Source organism: Halomonas sp. KM-1 (assembly GCF_000246875.1).
GTDB lineage: Bacteria > Pseudomonadota > Gammaproteobacteria > Pseudomonadales > Halomonadaceae > Halomonas > Halomonas aerodenitrificans.
Map to the genome: position 1 here is coordinate 1 of NZ_BAEU01000126.1, position 14,688 is coordinate 14,688.

Consider the following 14,688-nt stretch of genomic DNA (forward strand, 5'->3'; position numbering starts at 1 on the left):
CTTCGGCTTCACGCTGACGCTGGGCCTCCTCCTCGCGGCGACGCTGCTCCTCGGCTTCGCGCTGGCGCTGGGCTTCGGCTTCCTGCTGACGTCGCGCCTCCTCTTCGGCGCGCTGCTGAGCCTCCTGCTGGCGCTGACGCTCGGCTTCCGCCGCGGCTTCCTGTTGACGCTGACGCTCCGCCTCCTGCTCCTCGCGCAGCCGCGTCTGACGCTCGGCTTCCTCGGCTCGACGCTGGGCCTCGGCCTCGGCTTCCTGTCTGGCCTCCTGCAACCGGCGTGCTTCTTCCTCACGCGCCGCCTGCTGCTGCTCGGCTTCACGGGCACGCTCTTCGGCGGCCTGACGCTCGGCTTCGGCGCGCGCCTGTTCCTCGGCCTCGGCCTGACGCGCTTCTTCTTCCTGGCGCGCCTCCTCTTCCGCCTGCCGCGCCGCAGCGCGAGCCCGCGCCTCCTCGGCGCGCTGGGCCTGGTCGGTGGTGGTCTCGGTGCTGACCAGCGTCGCCTGCACGATGGAGGTCGACTCTGGATCGGCCGGCTGACGCTGCGGCAGGGTGACCAGACTCAGCACCACGACCAGCACGTGCAGGCCGATAGCCAGCAGAGTGGGCACGCCATAGCCGACCGGCTTGTCATAGCTGCGCGAAGGGCCGCGCTGACCTCGGGCCATCACGTCTCCTAGTGTCCTGGTCAAGAAGCGCTTAATCACGCGGCGGCGGCTCGGAAATCAGCCCGACGTTGGTCACGCCCGAAACCTGCAGCGTACTCATCAGGGTCACGACCTCACCGTAGGGCACGAAACGATCGCCGCGCACCATGACTGGCGTGCCAGGCTGTTGATCGAGCAGGATCAGCACTCGGTCGCCGAGCTCCTCCAGATCCACGGCCATCTCTTCACCACCGACCGACAGGTAATACGCGCCCTCTCGATCCACCGATACGATGATGGGATCGCGGTCTTCCTGAGAGTCGATGGGCTCGGAGGTGACCTGGGGCAACTCGATCTGAACGCCCTGGGTCAGCATCGGTGCCGTGATCATGAAGATGACCAGCAGAACCAGCATGACGTCGATGAAGGGGACGACGTTGATCTCCCCCATCGGCTTGCGGCGGCCGCCACGATTGAAAGGACCATGCATGTCGCGACTCCCTCAGGCGGCGCCGGCTTCGCTGCGACCCTGCAGATTGCGGTGCAGGATGGAGTGGAACTCCTCGGCGAAGTCCTCGTACTTACCCAGCAGCCGGTCGGACTCGGACGACAGGCGGTTGTAGAAGATAACGGCGGGGATGGCCGCGAACAGCCCCATGGCGGTGGCGATCAGGGCCTCGGCAATCCACGGCGCAACGGTAGCCAGCGTGGCCTGCTGGGCCATGGAGAGCGCCTGGAACGAACCCATGATGCCCCACACCGTACCGAACAGGCCGATATAGGGGCTGGCCGACGCCACGGTGGCAAGGAACACCAGATGCAGGGTCAGGCGCTCCTCCTCCCGCGACCAGGCCACGCGCATGCTGCGCTGAACGCCGTCGAGGATGGCATCGGCGCTCTTGGTCTTGGCCATCAGCCGGTTGAATTCGCGAAACCCGGCGCGAAAGACATGCTCGGCGCCCTGGGTTTCCTGCTCCGACGGCGTTTCACGATAGAGTTCGTTGAGATCGACACCCGACCAGAAGCGCTCCTCGAAGGTCTGGTGCGCCGCGCGGGCCCGGCGCATCACGAAAGTACGCTGGAAAATCACCACCCACGAGAGTATCGAGCCTAGCACCAGGATCAGCATGACCAGCTGCACCACGGTGCTGGCGCTCATGATCAGGTGGGGTATTGACATAGAGTCGTTCACGGGCATCCTCGCTGATCTTGCATTCAAGCATTGAGAACCGCGGCGAGTGCCGGCGGCCAGGGTCTGGGTTTGAGGCGTTCGGCATCCAGACAGGCGATGTCGACACGCGCTTCGCATAAGGGTTCCCCATCACGCTGCACCGACTGAGTGAAACTCAGCCGACAGCGTCCGCTCGATTCGACGGCCGCGGTGACGCAGAGCTCGTCGTCGAGCCGGGCGGGCTTGGCATAGCGGCACTCCAGGCGGTGCACGACCAGCTGCACGCCGGCATCGAGCAGCTCGCGCTGAGTGAAGCCGTGCCGACGCAGCCATTCACTGCGGGCCCGCTCCATATATTTGAAGTAGTTGACGTAGTAGACGATGCCGCCGGCATCGGTATCCTCGATGTAAACACGCAGCGGCAAACGAAATTCACTCACGGACGCACCTCACCGCTGGCATCCAGCGCCTGCTCGTGGGGTACCAGCTCGAAGTGCTGCCAGGCCTGGCGCGTCACCACCCGGCCCCGGGCGGTACGCATCATCAGCCCCTGCTGGATCAGGTAGGGCTCGATCACGTCCTCGATGGTGTCGCGCTCTTCGCCGATCGCCGCCGCCAGCGAGTCGATGCCCACCGGCCCGCCGTCGAACTTCTCGATCATCGCCAGCAGCAGGCGGCGATCCATGTGGTCGAGGCCATGATGGTCCACGTGCAGCATGTTCAGCGCCTGATCGGCGATGGCCGCGTCCACCCGACCGTTGCCGCGCACCTGGGCGAAATCACGCACCCGGCGCAGCAGACGGTTGGCAATCCGCGGCGTTCCGCGCGAGCGGCGTGCCACTTCGCGGGCACCCTCACGGTCCGCCTCGACCCCGAGCAGCCTGGCCGAGCGGGTGACGATCTCGGTAAGCTCCTCGATGTCGTAGAACTCCAGACGCTGGACGATACCGAAGCGGTCGCGCAGCGGTGAAGTGAGCAGTCCCGCCCGGGTGGTGGCACCCACCAGCGTGAACGGCGGCAAATCGAGCTTGATGGAGCGTGCCGCCGGCCCCTCACCGATGACGATATCGAGCTGGAAGTCCTCCATGGCGGGATAGAGGATCTCCTCCACCACGGGAGAAAGACGGTGGATCTCGTCGATGAACAGCACGTCGCCGGGCTGCAGGTTGGTGAGCATGGCGGCCAGGTCGCCGGCACGCTCCAGCACCGGGCCGGAGGTGGACTTCAGCCCCACGCCCATCTCGGCGGCGATGATGTTGGCGAGCGTGGTCTTGCCAAGGCCGGGCGGGCCGAACACCAGCGTGTGATCGAGGCTCTCGTCACGTCCACGAGCGGCGCTGATGAAGATTTCCAACTGCTCACGCACGCGGGGCTGGCCGATGTACTCGGCCAGCGTCTTGGGGCGGATCGCGTGATCGACGCGACTCTCACCCTCGCGCTCCTCGGCGGCGATCAAGCGATCATTCTGCATCATGTCGAACACTCGCGGCGCTCATGAAAAGTTCAGGACGAAAGTCCCTGTCTCCGATCGAACGACTGTTGGATTCTATCGAGTCGAGGCCCGCCATGCGCGCCCTACCCGGCCATCCGCTTGGTCAAGGCCGCCTTGATCAGGGCTTCGGTCGACAAGCCCTCTTCCAGCCCGGACAGCATCTTCGCGGCCTCGGTCGGCTTGTAACCCAGGCTGACCAGCGCCGCTTCGGCATCGGCCAGCGGATCCTGGCGTTCGCGCTGGCCGCTGGGCAGCGTGGCGATGCCAGACGGATCGGCGGTAGCGCTCTGCTCCCAGTGAGGGAAGCGGTCGCGCATCTCGATGATCAGGCGCTCGGCAGTCTTCTTACCCACCCCGGGCAGGCGCGTCAGGCTCTTGACGTCATCCTCCATCACGCAGCGAATGAACGCCGTCTCATCCATGCCGGACAGGATAGCCAGAGCCAGCTTGGGGCCGATACCGTTGACCTTGATCAGGGCACGAAACAGCGCCCGCTCCTGCTCACGGGCAAAACCGAACAGCAGGTGGGCGTCTTCACGCACGGTAAGATGCGTATAGAGCGACACCGCTTCTCCCACCCCGGGCAACGCCACCAGCGTGGTCATCGAAGCCTCTAGCTCATAGCCGACCCCTGCCACGTCCACGACCAGCCAGGGCGGTTGTTTCTCGAGCAGAGTGCCACGCAAGCGTCCTATCATTCGGCATTGTTTCCCGATGCGAATACGTCCAAGGCGCACGGCCTTCCTGGCGCCACTATACTGGTCGCTCAAGCGGCTGACCAGCCCACTACAAACGGTGTTCGAAAATTATTTTGCCTAAAGCGTCAATGCGCTTTCAAGGCTGGAAGTCGCGCCAGGAGCTGCCGCGTCGACGCGTCCTATGGCCGCCGAAGCTACCCTGTGTGACCAGACCCAGCCGGGCATGAGCATGGGTCAACGCGATGGCCAACGCGTCGGCGGCGTCGGCCTGGGGCGTACCGTCGAGTCCCAGCACCGCCACCACCATGTGCTGGATCTGGGCCTTGGTCGCCGCACCGCTGCCGGTCACCGCCTGCTTAATCTGGCGCGGCCCGTATTCATGCACGGCCAGACCGTGATTGGCGGCGCAGACGATGGCCGCACCGCGCGCCTGGCCCAGCTTCAGGGCGGAATCGGGGTTCTTGGCCATGAACACCTGTTCGATGGCCAGCTCCCCGGGGCGATACTCGCCGATCAGCTCGGCAATGCCGGCGTAGATGCGCGCCAGACGCTGAGGCAGCTCGACGTCCTGCAAACGGATACAACCGCTGGCGACGTAGCGCGGCTTGGGCGTAGTGACGTCGAGCACGCCGTAGCCGGTGGTACGCGAGCCGGGATCGATACCGAGAATCAGCACGACACGTTCTCCCTCACGTGGGCGCTGCGCACGCCCATGGCACGGCCACTCTGGCAGCATCGCGAAACCGGCGCCACATGGGCGCCGGTCTCGTTCATCGCATCGCAGGCTGGTGTACTCACTCCTGCCCTTCCGCCTTGGCCTTTTGGCGCAGACGAATGTTGAGTTCGCGCAGCTGATCGCCGCTCACCTCGCCCGGCGCGTCGGTCATCAGACAGCCCGCACTCTGGGTCTTGGGGAAGGCGATCACTTCACGAATGGTGCGCGAACCCGCCATCAGCATCACCAGACGGTCGAGGCCGAAGGCCAGGCCACCGTGGGGCGGCGCACCGTAGTGCAGGGCGTCGAGCAGGAAGCCGAACTTCTCGCGGGCCTCCTCTTCGCCGATGCCGAGGATCTCGAACACGGTGCTCTGCATCTGCTGGTCGTGGATACGGATCGAGCCGCCACCCAGCTCGGTGCCGTTGAGCACCATGTCGTAGGCCCGCGAGAGCGCGCCCGCCGGGTTGGCCTTGAGCTCCTCGGGGCTGCACGAGGGCGAGGTGAACGGGTGGTGCAGCGGGCTCAGGCGACCGGCGTCGTCGGCTTCGAACATGGGGAAGTCGACCACCCACAGCGGTGCCCAGGGGCGGGTGTAGAGATTGAGGTCCTCGCCCAGCTTGACCCGCAGCGCACCCAGCGCCTCGTTGACGACCTTGGCCTTGTCGGCGCCGAAGAAGACGATGTCGCCGTCTGCCGCGCCCACGCGGTCGAGCAGCTCCTCGATCACGTTCTCCATGAACTTGACGATCGGCGACTGCAGCCCCTCGATACCCTTGGCACGCTCGTTGACCTTGATCCAGGCCAGGCCCTTGGCGCCGTAGATGCCGACGAACTTGGTGTAGTCGTCGATCACCTTGCGCGACATGCTGGCCCCGCCCGGCACCTTGAGCGCCGCAACGCGGCCGTCGGCAGCGTTGGCCGGGCCGGAGAACACCTGGAAGTCGACCTGTTTCATCAGGTCGTCGACGTCGACCAGCATCAGCGGAATGCGCAGGTCGGGCTTGTCGGAGCCGTAACGGTCCATGGCTTCGGCCCAGCTCATGCGCGGGAACTCGGGCAGCTCCACGTCGAGCACGTCCTGGAACAGCTCGCGGATCATGGCCTCGGTCACGCCCATGATATCGTTCTCCTCGACGAAGGAAGCCTCGATATCGATCTGGGTGAACTCCGGCTGACGGTCGGCACGCAGGTCCTCGTCGCGGAAACACTTGGCGATCTGATAGTAGCGGTCGAAGCCGGCCACCATCAGCAGCTGCTTGAACAGCTGCGGCGACTGCGGCAGCGCGAAGAAGCTGCCCGGATGGGTGCGGCTCGGCACCAGGTAGTCGCGGGCGCCCTCGGGCGTGGCACGGGTCAGGATCGGCGTCTCGATGTCGAGGAAGCCCTGCCCCTCGAGGAAGGCGCGCACGTGATGCGAGATGCGCGAACGCAGGCGCAGCTTCTCGATCATCTCCGGGCGGCGCAGGTCGATGTAGCGGTGCTTGAGACGCACCTCCTCGCCGACCTTGCCGTGTTCGTCGAGCTGGAACGGCGGCGTGGCCGCCGTGTTCAGCACTTCGACCTCCTTGGCCAGCACCTCGATCATGCCGGTGGGCATCTTGGGGTTCTGGGTACCCTCGGGGCGCAGACGCACGCGGCCGGAAATGCGCAGCACGTACTCGCTGCGAGCACGGTCGGCAGTGGCGAAGGCCTCGGCGGTATCGGGGTCGACCACGACCTGAGCGATGCCGTCGCGATCGCGCATGTCGAGGAAGATCACGCCCCCGTGGTCACGGCGGCGGTGAACCCAGCCGCACAGGGTGACCGTCTGGTCCACCATGGTCTCGTTGAGCTGGCCGCAATAATGGCTGCGCATGTCGTATCCTGTTTCGTAACGTTATCGATTGAAGGGTCGGTCGCGGTCAGGCCGCGGCGCCGTCCTTGGCCGGCGCCTTGCTTTCTTTGCTCTCTCCGCCGCCGCCAGCGGAGTCGCCGGCCAGGTTCTTCTTGCTGCCGGACTTGAAGTCGGTTTCGTACCAGCCGCCGCCGGCCAGACGGAAGCCCGCCGCGGAAACCAGGCGGGAAAGCGCCGGTGCTTCACAGGCAGGACAGTCGGTCAGAGGGGCGGCGCTGAGCTTCTGGAGCTTCTCCAGACGATGGCCGCAGGCCTTGCACTGATATTCATAGATGGGCATGGTTCAATTCACTCCTGATTCGACAGCGCGCAACCAACGGCGATATAGGGTCGAGCGGTGCACATTCCAAGCCTGCCGTGAAAGCCCGATAGTATAACGTGCCTGGCAAGGCGTGTCCCAGCCCTGCCGCGGCGAACCAACACAAGGAATTCAGCATGAAAGCCGTGATACTCGATGCCGCCAGCCTGGGTCCCGATATCGACCTCTCCGCCATTCGCGAGCAGGTGGAGACGCTGGAGGTCCATGAGGCAAGCACCACCGAGCAGAGCCGCGAGCGCCTGGCCGGCGCCCAGGTGGCCATCGTCAACAAGGTGGTGCTCGATGCCGCCACCCTCGAGGCACTGCCGGAACTCAAGCTGATCTGCGTGCTGGCCACCGGCACCAACAACATCGACATGGCTACCGCCGAGCGACTCGGCATCGCCGTGCGCAACGTCACGGCCTACGGCACCGCCAGCGTGGCCCAGCACAGCCTGATGCTGATCCTGGCGCTGGCCAACCGGCTGCCGCTCTATCAGCGCGACGTGGCGACTGGACGCTGGAACGCTAGCGCCTTCTTCTGTCTGATGGACCACGCCACCCTGCAGCTCGAAGGCAAGCACCTGGTCATCGTCGGCCAGGGCGAACTGGGTAGCCGCGTGGGCGCCCTCGGGGAAGCCTTCGGCATGCGCGTCAGTTTTGCCGCCCGCCCCGGTAACGAGGGCAACGATACCCGCCCCGGGATCACCGAACTCGCCCCCGAGGCCGACGTCATCAGCCTGCACTGCCCGCTCACCGACGCCACGCGACACCTGGTCGACGCTGCCCTGCTCGCCACGCTGAAGCCCGATGCCCTGCTGGTCAACTGCGCTCGCGGCGGCATCATCGACGAAGAAGCGGCGCTTGCCGCACTGCGTGAAGGCCGGCTGGGCGGCCTCGGTGTCGACGTGCTGCCGGCGGAGCCGCCGCGGGACGGCCATCCGCTGCTCGATGCCCTGGCCGAGCCGCTCAACCTGATCGTCACGCCGCACAATGCCTGGATCACCCCGGAAGCCCGCCAGCGCATCGTGACGCTCACCGGTGAGAATCTGCGCCGCTGGAAGGCCCAGCGGGACGGAGCATGACCATGCTGCACAACTCCATGCTTCACAACCTGGGCTCGATCAATCTCGATCACTTCTATCGCGTGCCGCACCTGGTCCATCCCGGCGAGACGCTGGCCAGCCGTAGCTATCACCTCGGCCTCGGCGGCAAAGGGGCCAACCAGTCGCTGGCCATGGCGCTGGCCGGTGGCCAGGTGTGTCATTGGGGCCGCCTGGGCCGCCAGGACGCCTGGGCTCGGGACCGTCTGGCCCGCGCCGGGGTCGACGTCACCCACGTGGAGCTGGTGGACGAACCCAGCGGACACGCCATCATCCAGGTCGACGATCGCGGCGAGAACGCCATCATCCTGTTTCCCGGCGCCAACCACGGCTTCACGCGTCGGCATCGCGACGCCCTGTGCGAAGCGGCCAAGCCCGGCGATTGGCTGCTGGTGCAGAACGAGTGCAACGCCCTGGCCGAGCTGCTCGAGTGCGCGCGCAGGCAGGGGCTTGCGGTCGCCTTCAATCCCGCACCGATGTCCGACACGGTGCTGGAGCTGCCGCTCGACGCCTGCCAGTTGCTGTTCGTCAATCGCGGCGAGGCGGCCTGGCTGGCCGGCCTGCCCGAAACCAGCGATGCCCAGGCGCTGCTTCAGGGTCTGCAGACACGGCTGCCGCAAACGGCAACGGTGTTGACCCTGGGCAGCGAGGGCGCCTGGCACCAGGCGGGCGACGAGCGCCACTTCCAGCCCGCCCTGCCGGTCGAGCCGGTGGATACCACCGGCGCCGGCGACACCTTCATCGGCTATTTCATGGCGGCCCTGCAGGAACAGCGCAGCGTCCCCGACTGCCTGGCGCTGGCCGCCCACGCCGCCGCACTCGGCGTGCAGCAGCCCGGTGCCGCCGACAGCATTCCATCGCGCGACGAGGTCGAGCGATATCTCACCGGCTCACAGAGCGCCTGACACCCACAAGGAGGCAACGTGTCGCACCCGATCATCTTCGATACCGACCCCGGCGTCGACGACGCCCAGGCCATCGCCATCGCCCTACGTCATCCCGACATCGAGCTGCTCGGCTTGACCACCACCTACGGCAACGTCGACATCGAGACCGCCACCCATAATGGCCTGCTGCTGTGCGAACTGGCCGGGCGCGGCGACGTACCCGTCGCCCAGGGCGCTGCCGGCCCCATGGTCAAGCCGCGTCATCCCGCGCCGGCCCATATCCACGGCGCCAACGGTCTGGGCAACATCGAACTGCCCGAGGTGAAGGGCAAGAAGGATCCGCGCAGCGCCGCGCAGTTCATCGTCGACACCGTCAACGAGCGTCCCGGCGAAGTCACCCTGGTCGCGGTCGGGCCGGTGGGCAACCTGGCTGCCGCCTTGCAGCTCGACCCGGCGCTCACCGAGAAGGTCAAGCGGGTGGTGATCATGGGGGGCTCGGTCCGCGAGGGCGGCAACGTCACGCCGGTGGCCGAAGCCAACATGTTCAACGACCCCCACGCCGCCCAACGCGTGCTCACCGCCGGCTGGCCGCTGACTCTGGTAGGGCTCGACGTGACCCACCGTTGCGTGCTGACGCCGGCCCACATGCAGCGCATCGAGGCGGGACAGGGCGAGCTGGGCAAGGTGCTGGCCGGCAGCTACGCCTTCTACCGCGACTTCTATCGCGAATTCCTCGGCATCGACGGCTGCTGCCCCCACGACAGCTGCGCGCTGGCCTGGCTGCTGCGCCCTGAGCTGTTCACCACCGCCCCGGGGCATCTGGCGGTCGTCACCGAAGGTCTGGCCGAGGGTCAGACCCTGTTCGCCCCCGAAGGGCGCGGCTTCATCCAGGAGCGCTGGTCGCAGACGCCCCTGGTGGAAGTATGCCTCGAAGTGGACGGTGAAGCCGTGGTGGAGTGGATAGCCGACACCCTAAGCTAAGAGCTTCCACGGGTCACAGGCAGACGAAGTTGTCCGGGTCATGGCACTCCAGCGCTTCCAGCTCGACGTGCGTGACCCGGGCATTGGGCGGCCCCTGCCACAGCCACGCTGACACCTGGTTGACCGCCTCGCCATTACCGCACAGCAGCACCTCGACCTGCCCATCAGGGAGATTCTTGGCGTAGCCGGTCAATCCGTGCTGCAACGCCTGCTCCTGAACCGCACGGCGGTACCACACTCCCTGCACCTTGCCGGCCACCAGCGCCTTCACACAGCGTTTGCTCATTTTCGTCTCCTCATTGACTGAAATGGGTGCGCACGGATGCTCTAACCGTGATACTAAGGATGCGGTCACGCCACAAGCAACGACCGCCCAACGGAAGCAGTGCCAACCACTGCGCTCCACATCACAACAACGCATCCTCACAAGGGAGATATCGCCATGCAGATCTTCGACCACCCCGAGTTCGACCATCACCAGCAGATCGTCTTCGGCGGCGATGAGGCCAGCGGCCTGCGCGCCATCATCGCCATCCACGACACGCGCCGCGGCCCTGCCCTGGGCGGCCTGCGCATCTACCCCTACGCCAGCGAAGCGGACGCTCTGACCGACGTGCTGCGTCTCTCCCGTGGCATGACCTACAAGTCGGCCCTGGCCGACCTGCCCCTGGGCGGCGGCAAGGCCGTGATCATCGCCGACCCGCGGCGCGACAAGACCCCCGCCATGCTGTGCGCCATGGGCCGGCTGGTGGAATCGCTGGGCGGCCGATACATCACCGCCGAGGACTCCGGCAGCGGCGAGGAGGACATGCGCCTGATTCGTCAGGAGACGTCACATGTCAGCGGGCTGGGCCACGACGGCAACTCGGGCGACCCCTCGCCCTTCACCGCCCACGGCGTTTTCTGCGCGCTCAAGAGTGCCGTACGCCATCGCCTCGGCCGCAGCGACCTGCAAGGACTGCGCGTCGCCATCCAGGGGGTCGGTCACGTCGGCGCCCACCTTGCCCGCGAGCTGCACGAAGCCGGCGCCAAGCTGGTACTGACCGATGTCGACCGCGACAACCTCGGCATGCTGGTCAGCGAACTGAGTGCCGAGAGCGTCACGCCCGATGCCATTTTCGATGCCGACGTGGACGTCTTCGCCCCCTGCGCCCTCGGGGCGGTACTGACCGACGAGGTAGCCGAGCGCCTCAAGGCCAAGGTGATTTGCGGCGCAGCCAACAACCAGCTGGCGACGGCGGCAGTTGCCGGACGATTGCAGGCCCGCGGCATTCTCTACACGCCCGATTACGTGGCCAACGCCGGCGGCGTCATCGAAGTCGAGGCCCAGCGCCACCAGCGCTACAACCGCGACTCAGTCATGCGCCACGTGGAGCGAATCGCCGAGACGGTGGACGAGATTCTCGGCCGGGCGCAGAGCGAGGACAAGAGCCCCGCCGCCGTGGCGGATCAACTGGCACGCGAGCGCCTCGCCGACTGAGGCTATGTACGGCCAGGGCCGGGCGGCGCATCCGCCCGGCCTGTCACCGCTCGCGGCCCGTTCGTCAATCCATCACCAGCTCACGCTTGACGAGAACGGCGCTGTTGCGCGGTACCACCTCGCGCCCTCTGGCCAGCAGATAGCTGCGAGTGAACGCCGCTCCGAACAGAAGAATGAGGGATGAGTAATAGACCCACAGCAGGATCATGACCACCGAGCCGGCGGCGCCGTAGGTCGAGGCGGTCGCGGTATAGGCCAGGTAGGAGGCGATCGCACTGCGCCCGATGGCGAACAGCAAAGCGGTGACCACGGCCCCCAGCAGCACGTCCCGCCAGCTCAGCACCACGTCGGGCAGAACCTTGAAGATGGTAGCGAACAGCGCCGTGATCACGGCCATGGCAACCAGGAACTCGGCGCCGGCCGTCAGAGCGCCGAGCAGCGGCATGGCATCGCCCACCGCCTGCAGCATGGCACGAATCATGATCCCCACCAGCAGCGACACCAGCAGGATGAAGCCGATCGCCAGTACCACGGCGAGCGATAGCAGGCGCTGCTTGAGAAATATGAGCACGCTGTTGCGGCTGGGCTTGGCCGTCACGCCCCAGATGGTATTGAGCGAGAACTGCATCTGGGCGAAGACCGTAGTCGCCCCCACCAGTAGGCCACCGACACCCAGCAACGTCGGCAGGATACCCGCCTGCTCGATGCGCGACGCTGCCACCGCCTGCTCCACCGCCCTCGCTGCCTCCTCGCCCAGAGTGCCCTGCAGCTGTGCGACGATCTGCCCTTGAGCGGCATCCTCACCGAAGACGATGCCGATCACGGCTACGGCAATGATGACCGTAGGCGCAAGCGAGAAGAGCGTGTAGAAAGCCAGCGAGCCGGCATAGCTGAAGGCATTGCGCTCCAGCCATAGAGAAATCGCTTGCTGAACGGTATTCCACCAGAACCGGATCGAAAACCTGTGCACGACGCCTCCTTCGTCTTTGGCCGTCATTTCAGCATACGCTACTGCAAGCCGTCTGTCGGCACATGGCCCCGCGTTGCAGCCCCAGGCCACCCGCGCCCATAATGGTGCGCCCAACCACCAGCCAAGGAAGCGCGATGAGCGATACCGATCACGAATTCGACTGCCTCGTATTCATCGGACGTTTTCAGCCGCCGCACCTGGGACATCTGGCGGTAATCAACGAGGCCCTGCGCCATGCGCGACAAGTGATCGTCCTGGTGGGGTCGGCCTGGCAGGCGCGCTCGCTGCGCAACCCCTGGCGCTTCGACGAGCGTCAGGCGCTGCTGCGTAGCTGTTTCGACGAAGAGGAAAATGCGCGCCTCGAGATCGTGCCGCTGCTGGATGCACTCTACAACGACGACGTCTGGGTGCGTGACGTACAGCGTAAGGTGCGCGACATAGCAGGCCACCATCACGCCCGCCTGCCACGCATCGGCCTGATCGGCGCCAGTCGCGGCCAGTCGAGCTACTATCTTTCGCTGTTTCCCCAGTGGGAATCGGTCAGCGTGCCGCTGGTCGAAGGCATTTCGGCCAGCCAGATCCGCGAGCGATTGTTCCGCTCCCCCTCCTCCACCGAGGATTACCTCAGCACCGGCGCCACCCATGACCTGCCGCCCGGCGTCTGCGAGGCGCTACGGGATTTCGCCGGCGAAGAGGCACACCTGCAGCTGATGGAAGAGCAGAAACTGCTGGAGCAGTATCGCCAGGCCTGGGCCAACGCCCCCTACCCCCCTATCTTCGTCACGGTGAACGCCGTAGTGGTGCAGTCGGGTCACGTGCTGCTGGTGCGGCGTACCGCAGCTCCGGGGAAAGGGCTGCTGGCGCTGCCCGGCGGCTTCATCAACCCTCACGAGCGTCTGCTCGACGCCTGCCTGCGCGAGTTGCGCGAACGGGTCAGGCTCAAGGTGCCGGAACCGGTGCTCAAGGGCTCGCTGCGCGGCCAGCGACTGTTCGACGAACCCCACCGCAGCTGGCGTGGCCGCACCCTGGCCGAAGCCTTCTACTTCGCCCTGCGCCCCGACCAGCAGCTGCCCCAGCTCAAGCCAGTCAAGGGCGGCGACCACGCCCGCTGGGTACCGCTGGCCGAACTCGAACCGGACAGCCTGTTCGAGGATCACTTCTTCATCATCCAGAATTTTCTCGGCCTGCCGGCCGATTTCGGCGGGATCTGAAACAGGGATAGAAAACGCTTGCCTGGAAAAGAACGGGATTTTCCGTCGCGAGCGAAGGCAGGCCGGTCACCGCCGGAGTGGAGCTACCGGAGTGTAGTGGCCTACATGAGGATAGCGACAATCCGCCGGGGGCCGGCCTGGCGAGCGCAGCAGGAAAGCCAGGCTTTTCAGGCTTGGAGGAAGTCCCGGGGCAGCTTCATCATCTGCCTCCACAGCTTCTCGACCCCCGGCTTGTGCACCAACGAGCAGCGGTAGAGACGGATCTCCAGCGGCACGTCCCACTGCTCACCGCCGGCGCGTACTAGCTTGCCGCTCTTGAGCTCTTCGCGCACGCAGAAGTCGGGAATCCAGGCCAGCCCCACCCCTTGCAGCACCATGCCCTTGAGCCCTTCCGCCATGGCGGTTTCGTAGACGGTGCGCAGGCGCAGGCGCAGTGGATCGTTCTTGAGCAGCATGCGCACGCTGCGCCCCAGGAAAGCACCCTGGGTATAGGCCAGATAGGGGATCGTCTCCTTGCTTTCGAGGCTGAAGCGCGGCCGCCCCTTGGCATCGGGGAGACTGATGGGCAGCATCTTGACCTGGCCGATGGAGAACGAGGGAAACACCTCCGCATCGAGCTGCATCGTCGCGTACGGGTCGTGGTAGGCCAGCATCAGATCGCAGTTGCCCTCACGCAGCACGTGAATCGCCTCGCCTACGTTCATGGCCACGAGGCGCGTGGGCAGCTCACCCAGCCCTTCCTGCAGCCGCGAGATCCACTCGGGATAGAAGCTCAGTGCCAGGGAGTGGGCGGCGACGATGTCCAGCGCCTCGCGCGCCATGGAAACGCCGCGCAGATGCCCTAGGCACTCGTTGAGCTGCTCCACCAGATTGCGCGCCGTGACCAGGAACAGCTGCCCTTCCGGCGTCAGGTTGATGGGCGTGGTGGAGCGGTCGACGAGGGTCACACCCACGGCCTGCTCCAGGGATCGAATCCGGCGGCTGAAGGCCGGCTGGGTGACATGGCGCTGCCGGGCGGAGGCGGAGAAGCTGCGGGTGTTGGCCAAGGCCACGAAATCTTCCAGCCATTTTGTCTCGAGGTTCACCGGGACTCCCGCTCACAGCAATCGCAAATCAAGTTGGGTGCCCTGCACAAAAACTCA

16 protein-coding genes and 1 pseudogene are annotated in these 14,688 nt (G+C 66.0%); 5 read left to right on the plus strand and 12 right to left on the minus strand.

Features of this window, described 5'->3' with window-relative positions:
- From B8115_RS14900 to B8115_RS14940, 9 genes and pseudogenes are all read right to left on the minus strand, one after another.
- Window positions 1-664: pseudogene (locus B8115_RS14900) on the minus strand (protein TolA); the annotation flags it as partial.
- Between the two features lie 31 nt (window positions 665-695).
- A complete protein-coding gene (gene tolR, locus B8115_RS14905; protein WP_010628617.1) occupies window positions 696-1,133 on the minus strand; it encodes a protein TolR in 438 nt (145 codons plus the stop codon).
- Window positions 1,134-1,145: 12 nt separating this feature from the next.
- Window positions 1,146-1,835: a protein TolQ gene (gene tolQ, locus B8115_RS14910; RefSeq protein WP_026038145.1), complete on the minus strand. Its 690-nt coding sequence runs from the start codon at window positions 1,833-1,835 to the stop codon at window positions 1,146-1,148.
- A gap of 23 nt (window positions 1,836-1,858) precedes the next feature.
- Window positions 1,859-2,254: a tol-pal system-associated acyl-CoA thioesterase gene (gene ybgC, locus B8115_RS14915; protein ID WP_026038146.1), complete on the minus strand. Its 396-nt coding sequence runs from the start codon at window positions 2,252-2,254 to the stop codon at window positions 1,859-1,861.
- Window positions 2,251-3,288 carry a Holliday junction branch migration DNA helicase RuvB gene (ruvB, locus tag B8115_RS14920; protein WP_026038147.1) on the minus strand — a complete coding sequence of 346 codons (1,038 nt, stop codon included), beginning with the start codon at window positions 3,286-3,288 and terminating at the stop codon, window positions 2,251-2,253. Before ruvB ends, ybgC begins: the two co-directional genes overlap by 4 nt.
- Window positions 3,289-3,389: 101 nt before the next feature.
- A complete protein-coding gene (gene ruvA / locus B8115_RS14925; protein ID WP_026038148.1) occupies window positions 3,390-4,004 on the minus strand; it encodes a Holliday junction branch migration protein RuvA in 615 nt (204 codons plus the stop codon).
- A gap of 136 nt (window positions 4,005-4,140) precedes the next feature.
- Entirely contained in the window at window positions 4,141-4,680 is a 540-nt protein-coding gene (ruvC, locus tag B8115_RS14930; RefSeq protein ID WP_010628622.1) for a crossover junction endodeoxyribonuclease RuvC, read from the minus strand.
- 118 nt (window positions 4,681-4,798) lie between these two features.
- Window positions 4,799-6,577, minus strand: coding sequence for an aspartate--tRNA ligase (aspS, locus tag B8115_RS14935; protein WP_010628623.1), 1,779 nt, complete (start codon window positions 6,575-6,577; stop codon window positions 4,799-4,801).
- 46 nt (window positions 6,578-6,623) lie between these two features.
- Window positions 6,624-6,896, minus strand: coding sequence for an FmdB family zinc ribbon protein (locus B8115_RS14940; protein ID WP_010628624.1), 273 nt, complete (start codon window positions 6,894-6,896; stop codon window positions 6,624-6,626).
- A 155-nt stretch (window positions 6,897-7,051) separates the two neighbouring features.
- Here B8115_RS14940 and B8115_RS14945 point away from each other — a divergent pair, with 155 nt between their 5' ends.
- The 3 genes from B8115_RS14945 to B8115_RS14955 are packed head-to-tail and all read left to right on the plus strand — an operon-like array spanning window position 7,052 to window position 9,885.
- Window positions 7,052-7,999, plus strand: a complete 948-nt coding sequence (locus tag B8115_RS14945; RefSeq protein WP_010628625.1) for a D-2-hydroxyacid dehydrogenase — start codon at window positions 7,052-7,054, stop codon at window positions 7,997-7,999.
- Entirely contained in the window at window positions 7,996-8,922 is a 927-nt protein-coding gene (locus B8115_RS14950; RefSeq protein ID WP_010628626.1) for a ribokinase, read from the plus strand. Before B8115_RS14945 ends, B8115_RS14950 begins: the two co-directional genes overlap by 4 nt.
- A gap of 18 nt (window positions 8,923-8,940) precedes the next feature.
- Window positions 8,941-9,885, plus strand: coding sequence for a nucleoside hydrolase (locus B8115_RS14955; RefSeq protein ID WP_010628627.1), 945 nt, complete (start codon window positions 8,941-8,943; stop codon window positions 9,883-9,885).
- 13 nt (window positions 9,886-9,898) lie between these two features.
- On the opposite strand, the gene yccX is transcribed toward B8115_RS14955, so the two are convergent.
- Window positions 9,899-10,171: an acylphosphatase gene (yccX, locus tag B8115_RS14960; RefSeq protein ID WP_010628628.1), complete on the minus strand. Its 273-nt coding sequence runs from the start codon at window positions 10,169-10,171 to the stop codon at window positions 9,899-9,901.
- Window positions 10,172-10,327: 156 nt separating this feature from the next.
- On the opposite strand from yccX, the gene B8115_RS14965 reads away from it, so the two are divergent.
- Window positions 10,328-11,365, plus strand: coding sequence for a Glu/Leu/Phe/Val dehydrogenase (locus B8115_RS14965; protein ID WP_010628629.1), 1,038 nt, complete (start codon window positions 10,328-10,330; stop codon window positions 11,363-11,365).
- A gap of 64 nt (window positions 11,366-11,429) precedes the next feature.
- Here B8115_RS14965 and B8115_RS14970 read toward each other — a convergent pair whose 3' ends face one another.
- On the minus strand, window positions 11,430-12,362 hold the full coding sequence (locus B8115_RS14970) for a YihY/virulence factor BrkB family protein (protein WP_010628630.1): 933 nt from the start codon (window positions 12,360-12,362) through the stop codon (window positions 11,430-11,432).
- Window positions 12,363-12,469: 107 nt separating this feature from the next.
- Here B8115_RS14970 and B8115_RS14975 point away from each other — a divergent pair, with 107 nt between their 5' ends.
- Window positions 12,470-13,546, plus strand: coding sequence for a bifunctional nicotinamide-nucleotide adenylyltransferase/Nudix hydroxylase (locus B8115_RS14975; RefSeq protein WP_010628631.1), 1,077 nt, complete (start codon window positions 12,470-12,472; stop codon window positions 13,544-13,546).
- Between the two features lie 167 nt (window positions 13,547-13,713).
- On the opposite strand, the gene B8115_RS14980 is transcribed toward B8115_RS14975, so the two are convergent.
- Window positions 13,714-14,631, minus strand: a complete 918-nt coding sequence (locus tag B8115_RS14980; protein WP_010628632.1) for a LysR substrate-binding domain-containing protein — start codon at window positions 14,629-14,631, stop codon at window positions 13,714-13,716.
- Window positions 14,632-14,688 lie beyond the last annotated feature (57 nt).

Excerpts from the sequence above, each read along its gene's own strand:
- tolR (WP_010628617.1), bottom strand. The coding sequence starts at position 1,133 with ATGCATGGTCCTTTCAATCGTGGCGGCCGCCGCAAGCCGATGGGGGAG.
- ruvB (WP_026038147.1), bottom strand. The coding sequence starts at position 3,288 with ATGATGCAGAATGATCGCTTGATCGCCGCCGAGGAGCGCGAGGGTGAG.
- ruvA (WP_026038148.1), bottom strand. The coding sequence starts at position 4,004 with ATGATAGGACGCTTGCGTGGCACTCTGCTCGAGAAACAACCGCCCTGG.
- aspS (WP_010628623.1), bottom strand. The coding sequence starts at position 6,577 with ATGCGCAGCCATTATTGCGGCCAGCTCAACGAGACCATGGTGGACCAG.
- B8115_RS14940 (WP_010628624.1), bottom strand. The coding sequence starts at position 6,896 with ATGCCCATCTATGAATATCAGTGCAAGGCCTGCGGCCATCGTCTGGAG.
- B8115_RS14945 (WP_010628625.1), top strand. The coding sequence starts at position 7,052 with ATGAAAGCCGTGATACTCGATGCCGCCAGCCTGGGTCCCGATATCGAC.
- B8115_RS14950 (WP_010628626.1), top strand. The coding sequence starts at position 7,996 with ATGACCATGCTGCACAACTCCATGCTTCACAACCTGGGCTCGATCAAT.
- yccX (WP_010628628.1), bottom strand. The coding sequence starts at position 10,171 with ATGAGCAAACGCTGTGTGAAGGCGCTGGTGGCCGGCAAGGTGCAGGGA.
- B8115_RS14965 (WP_010628629.1), top strand. The coding sequence starts at position 10,328 with ATGCAGATCTTCGACCACCCCGAGTTCGACCATCACCAGCAGATCGTC.
- B8115_RS14970 (WP_010628630.1), bottom strand. The coding sequence starts at position 12,362 with ATGACGGCCAAAGACGAAGGAGGCGTCGTGCACAGGTTTTCGATCCGG.
- B8115_RS14975 (WP_010628631.1), top strand. The coding sequence starts at position 12,470 with ATGAGCGATACCGATCACGAATTCGACTGCCTCGTATTCATCGGACGT.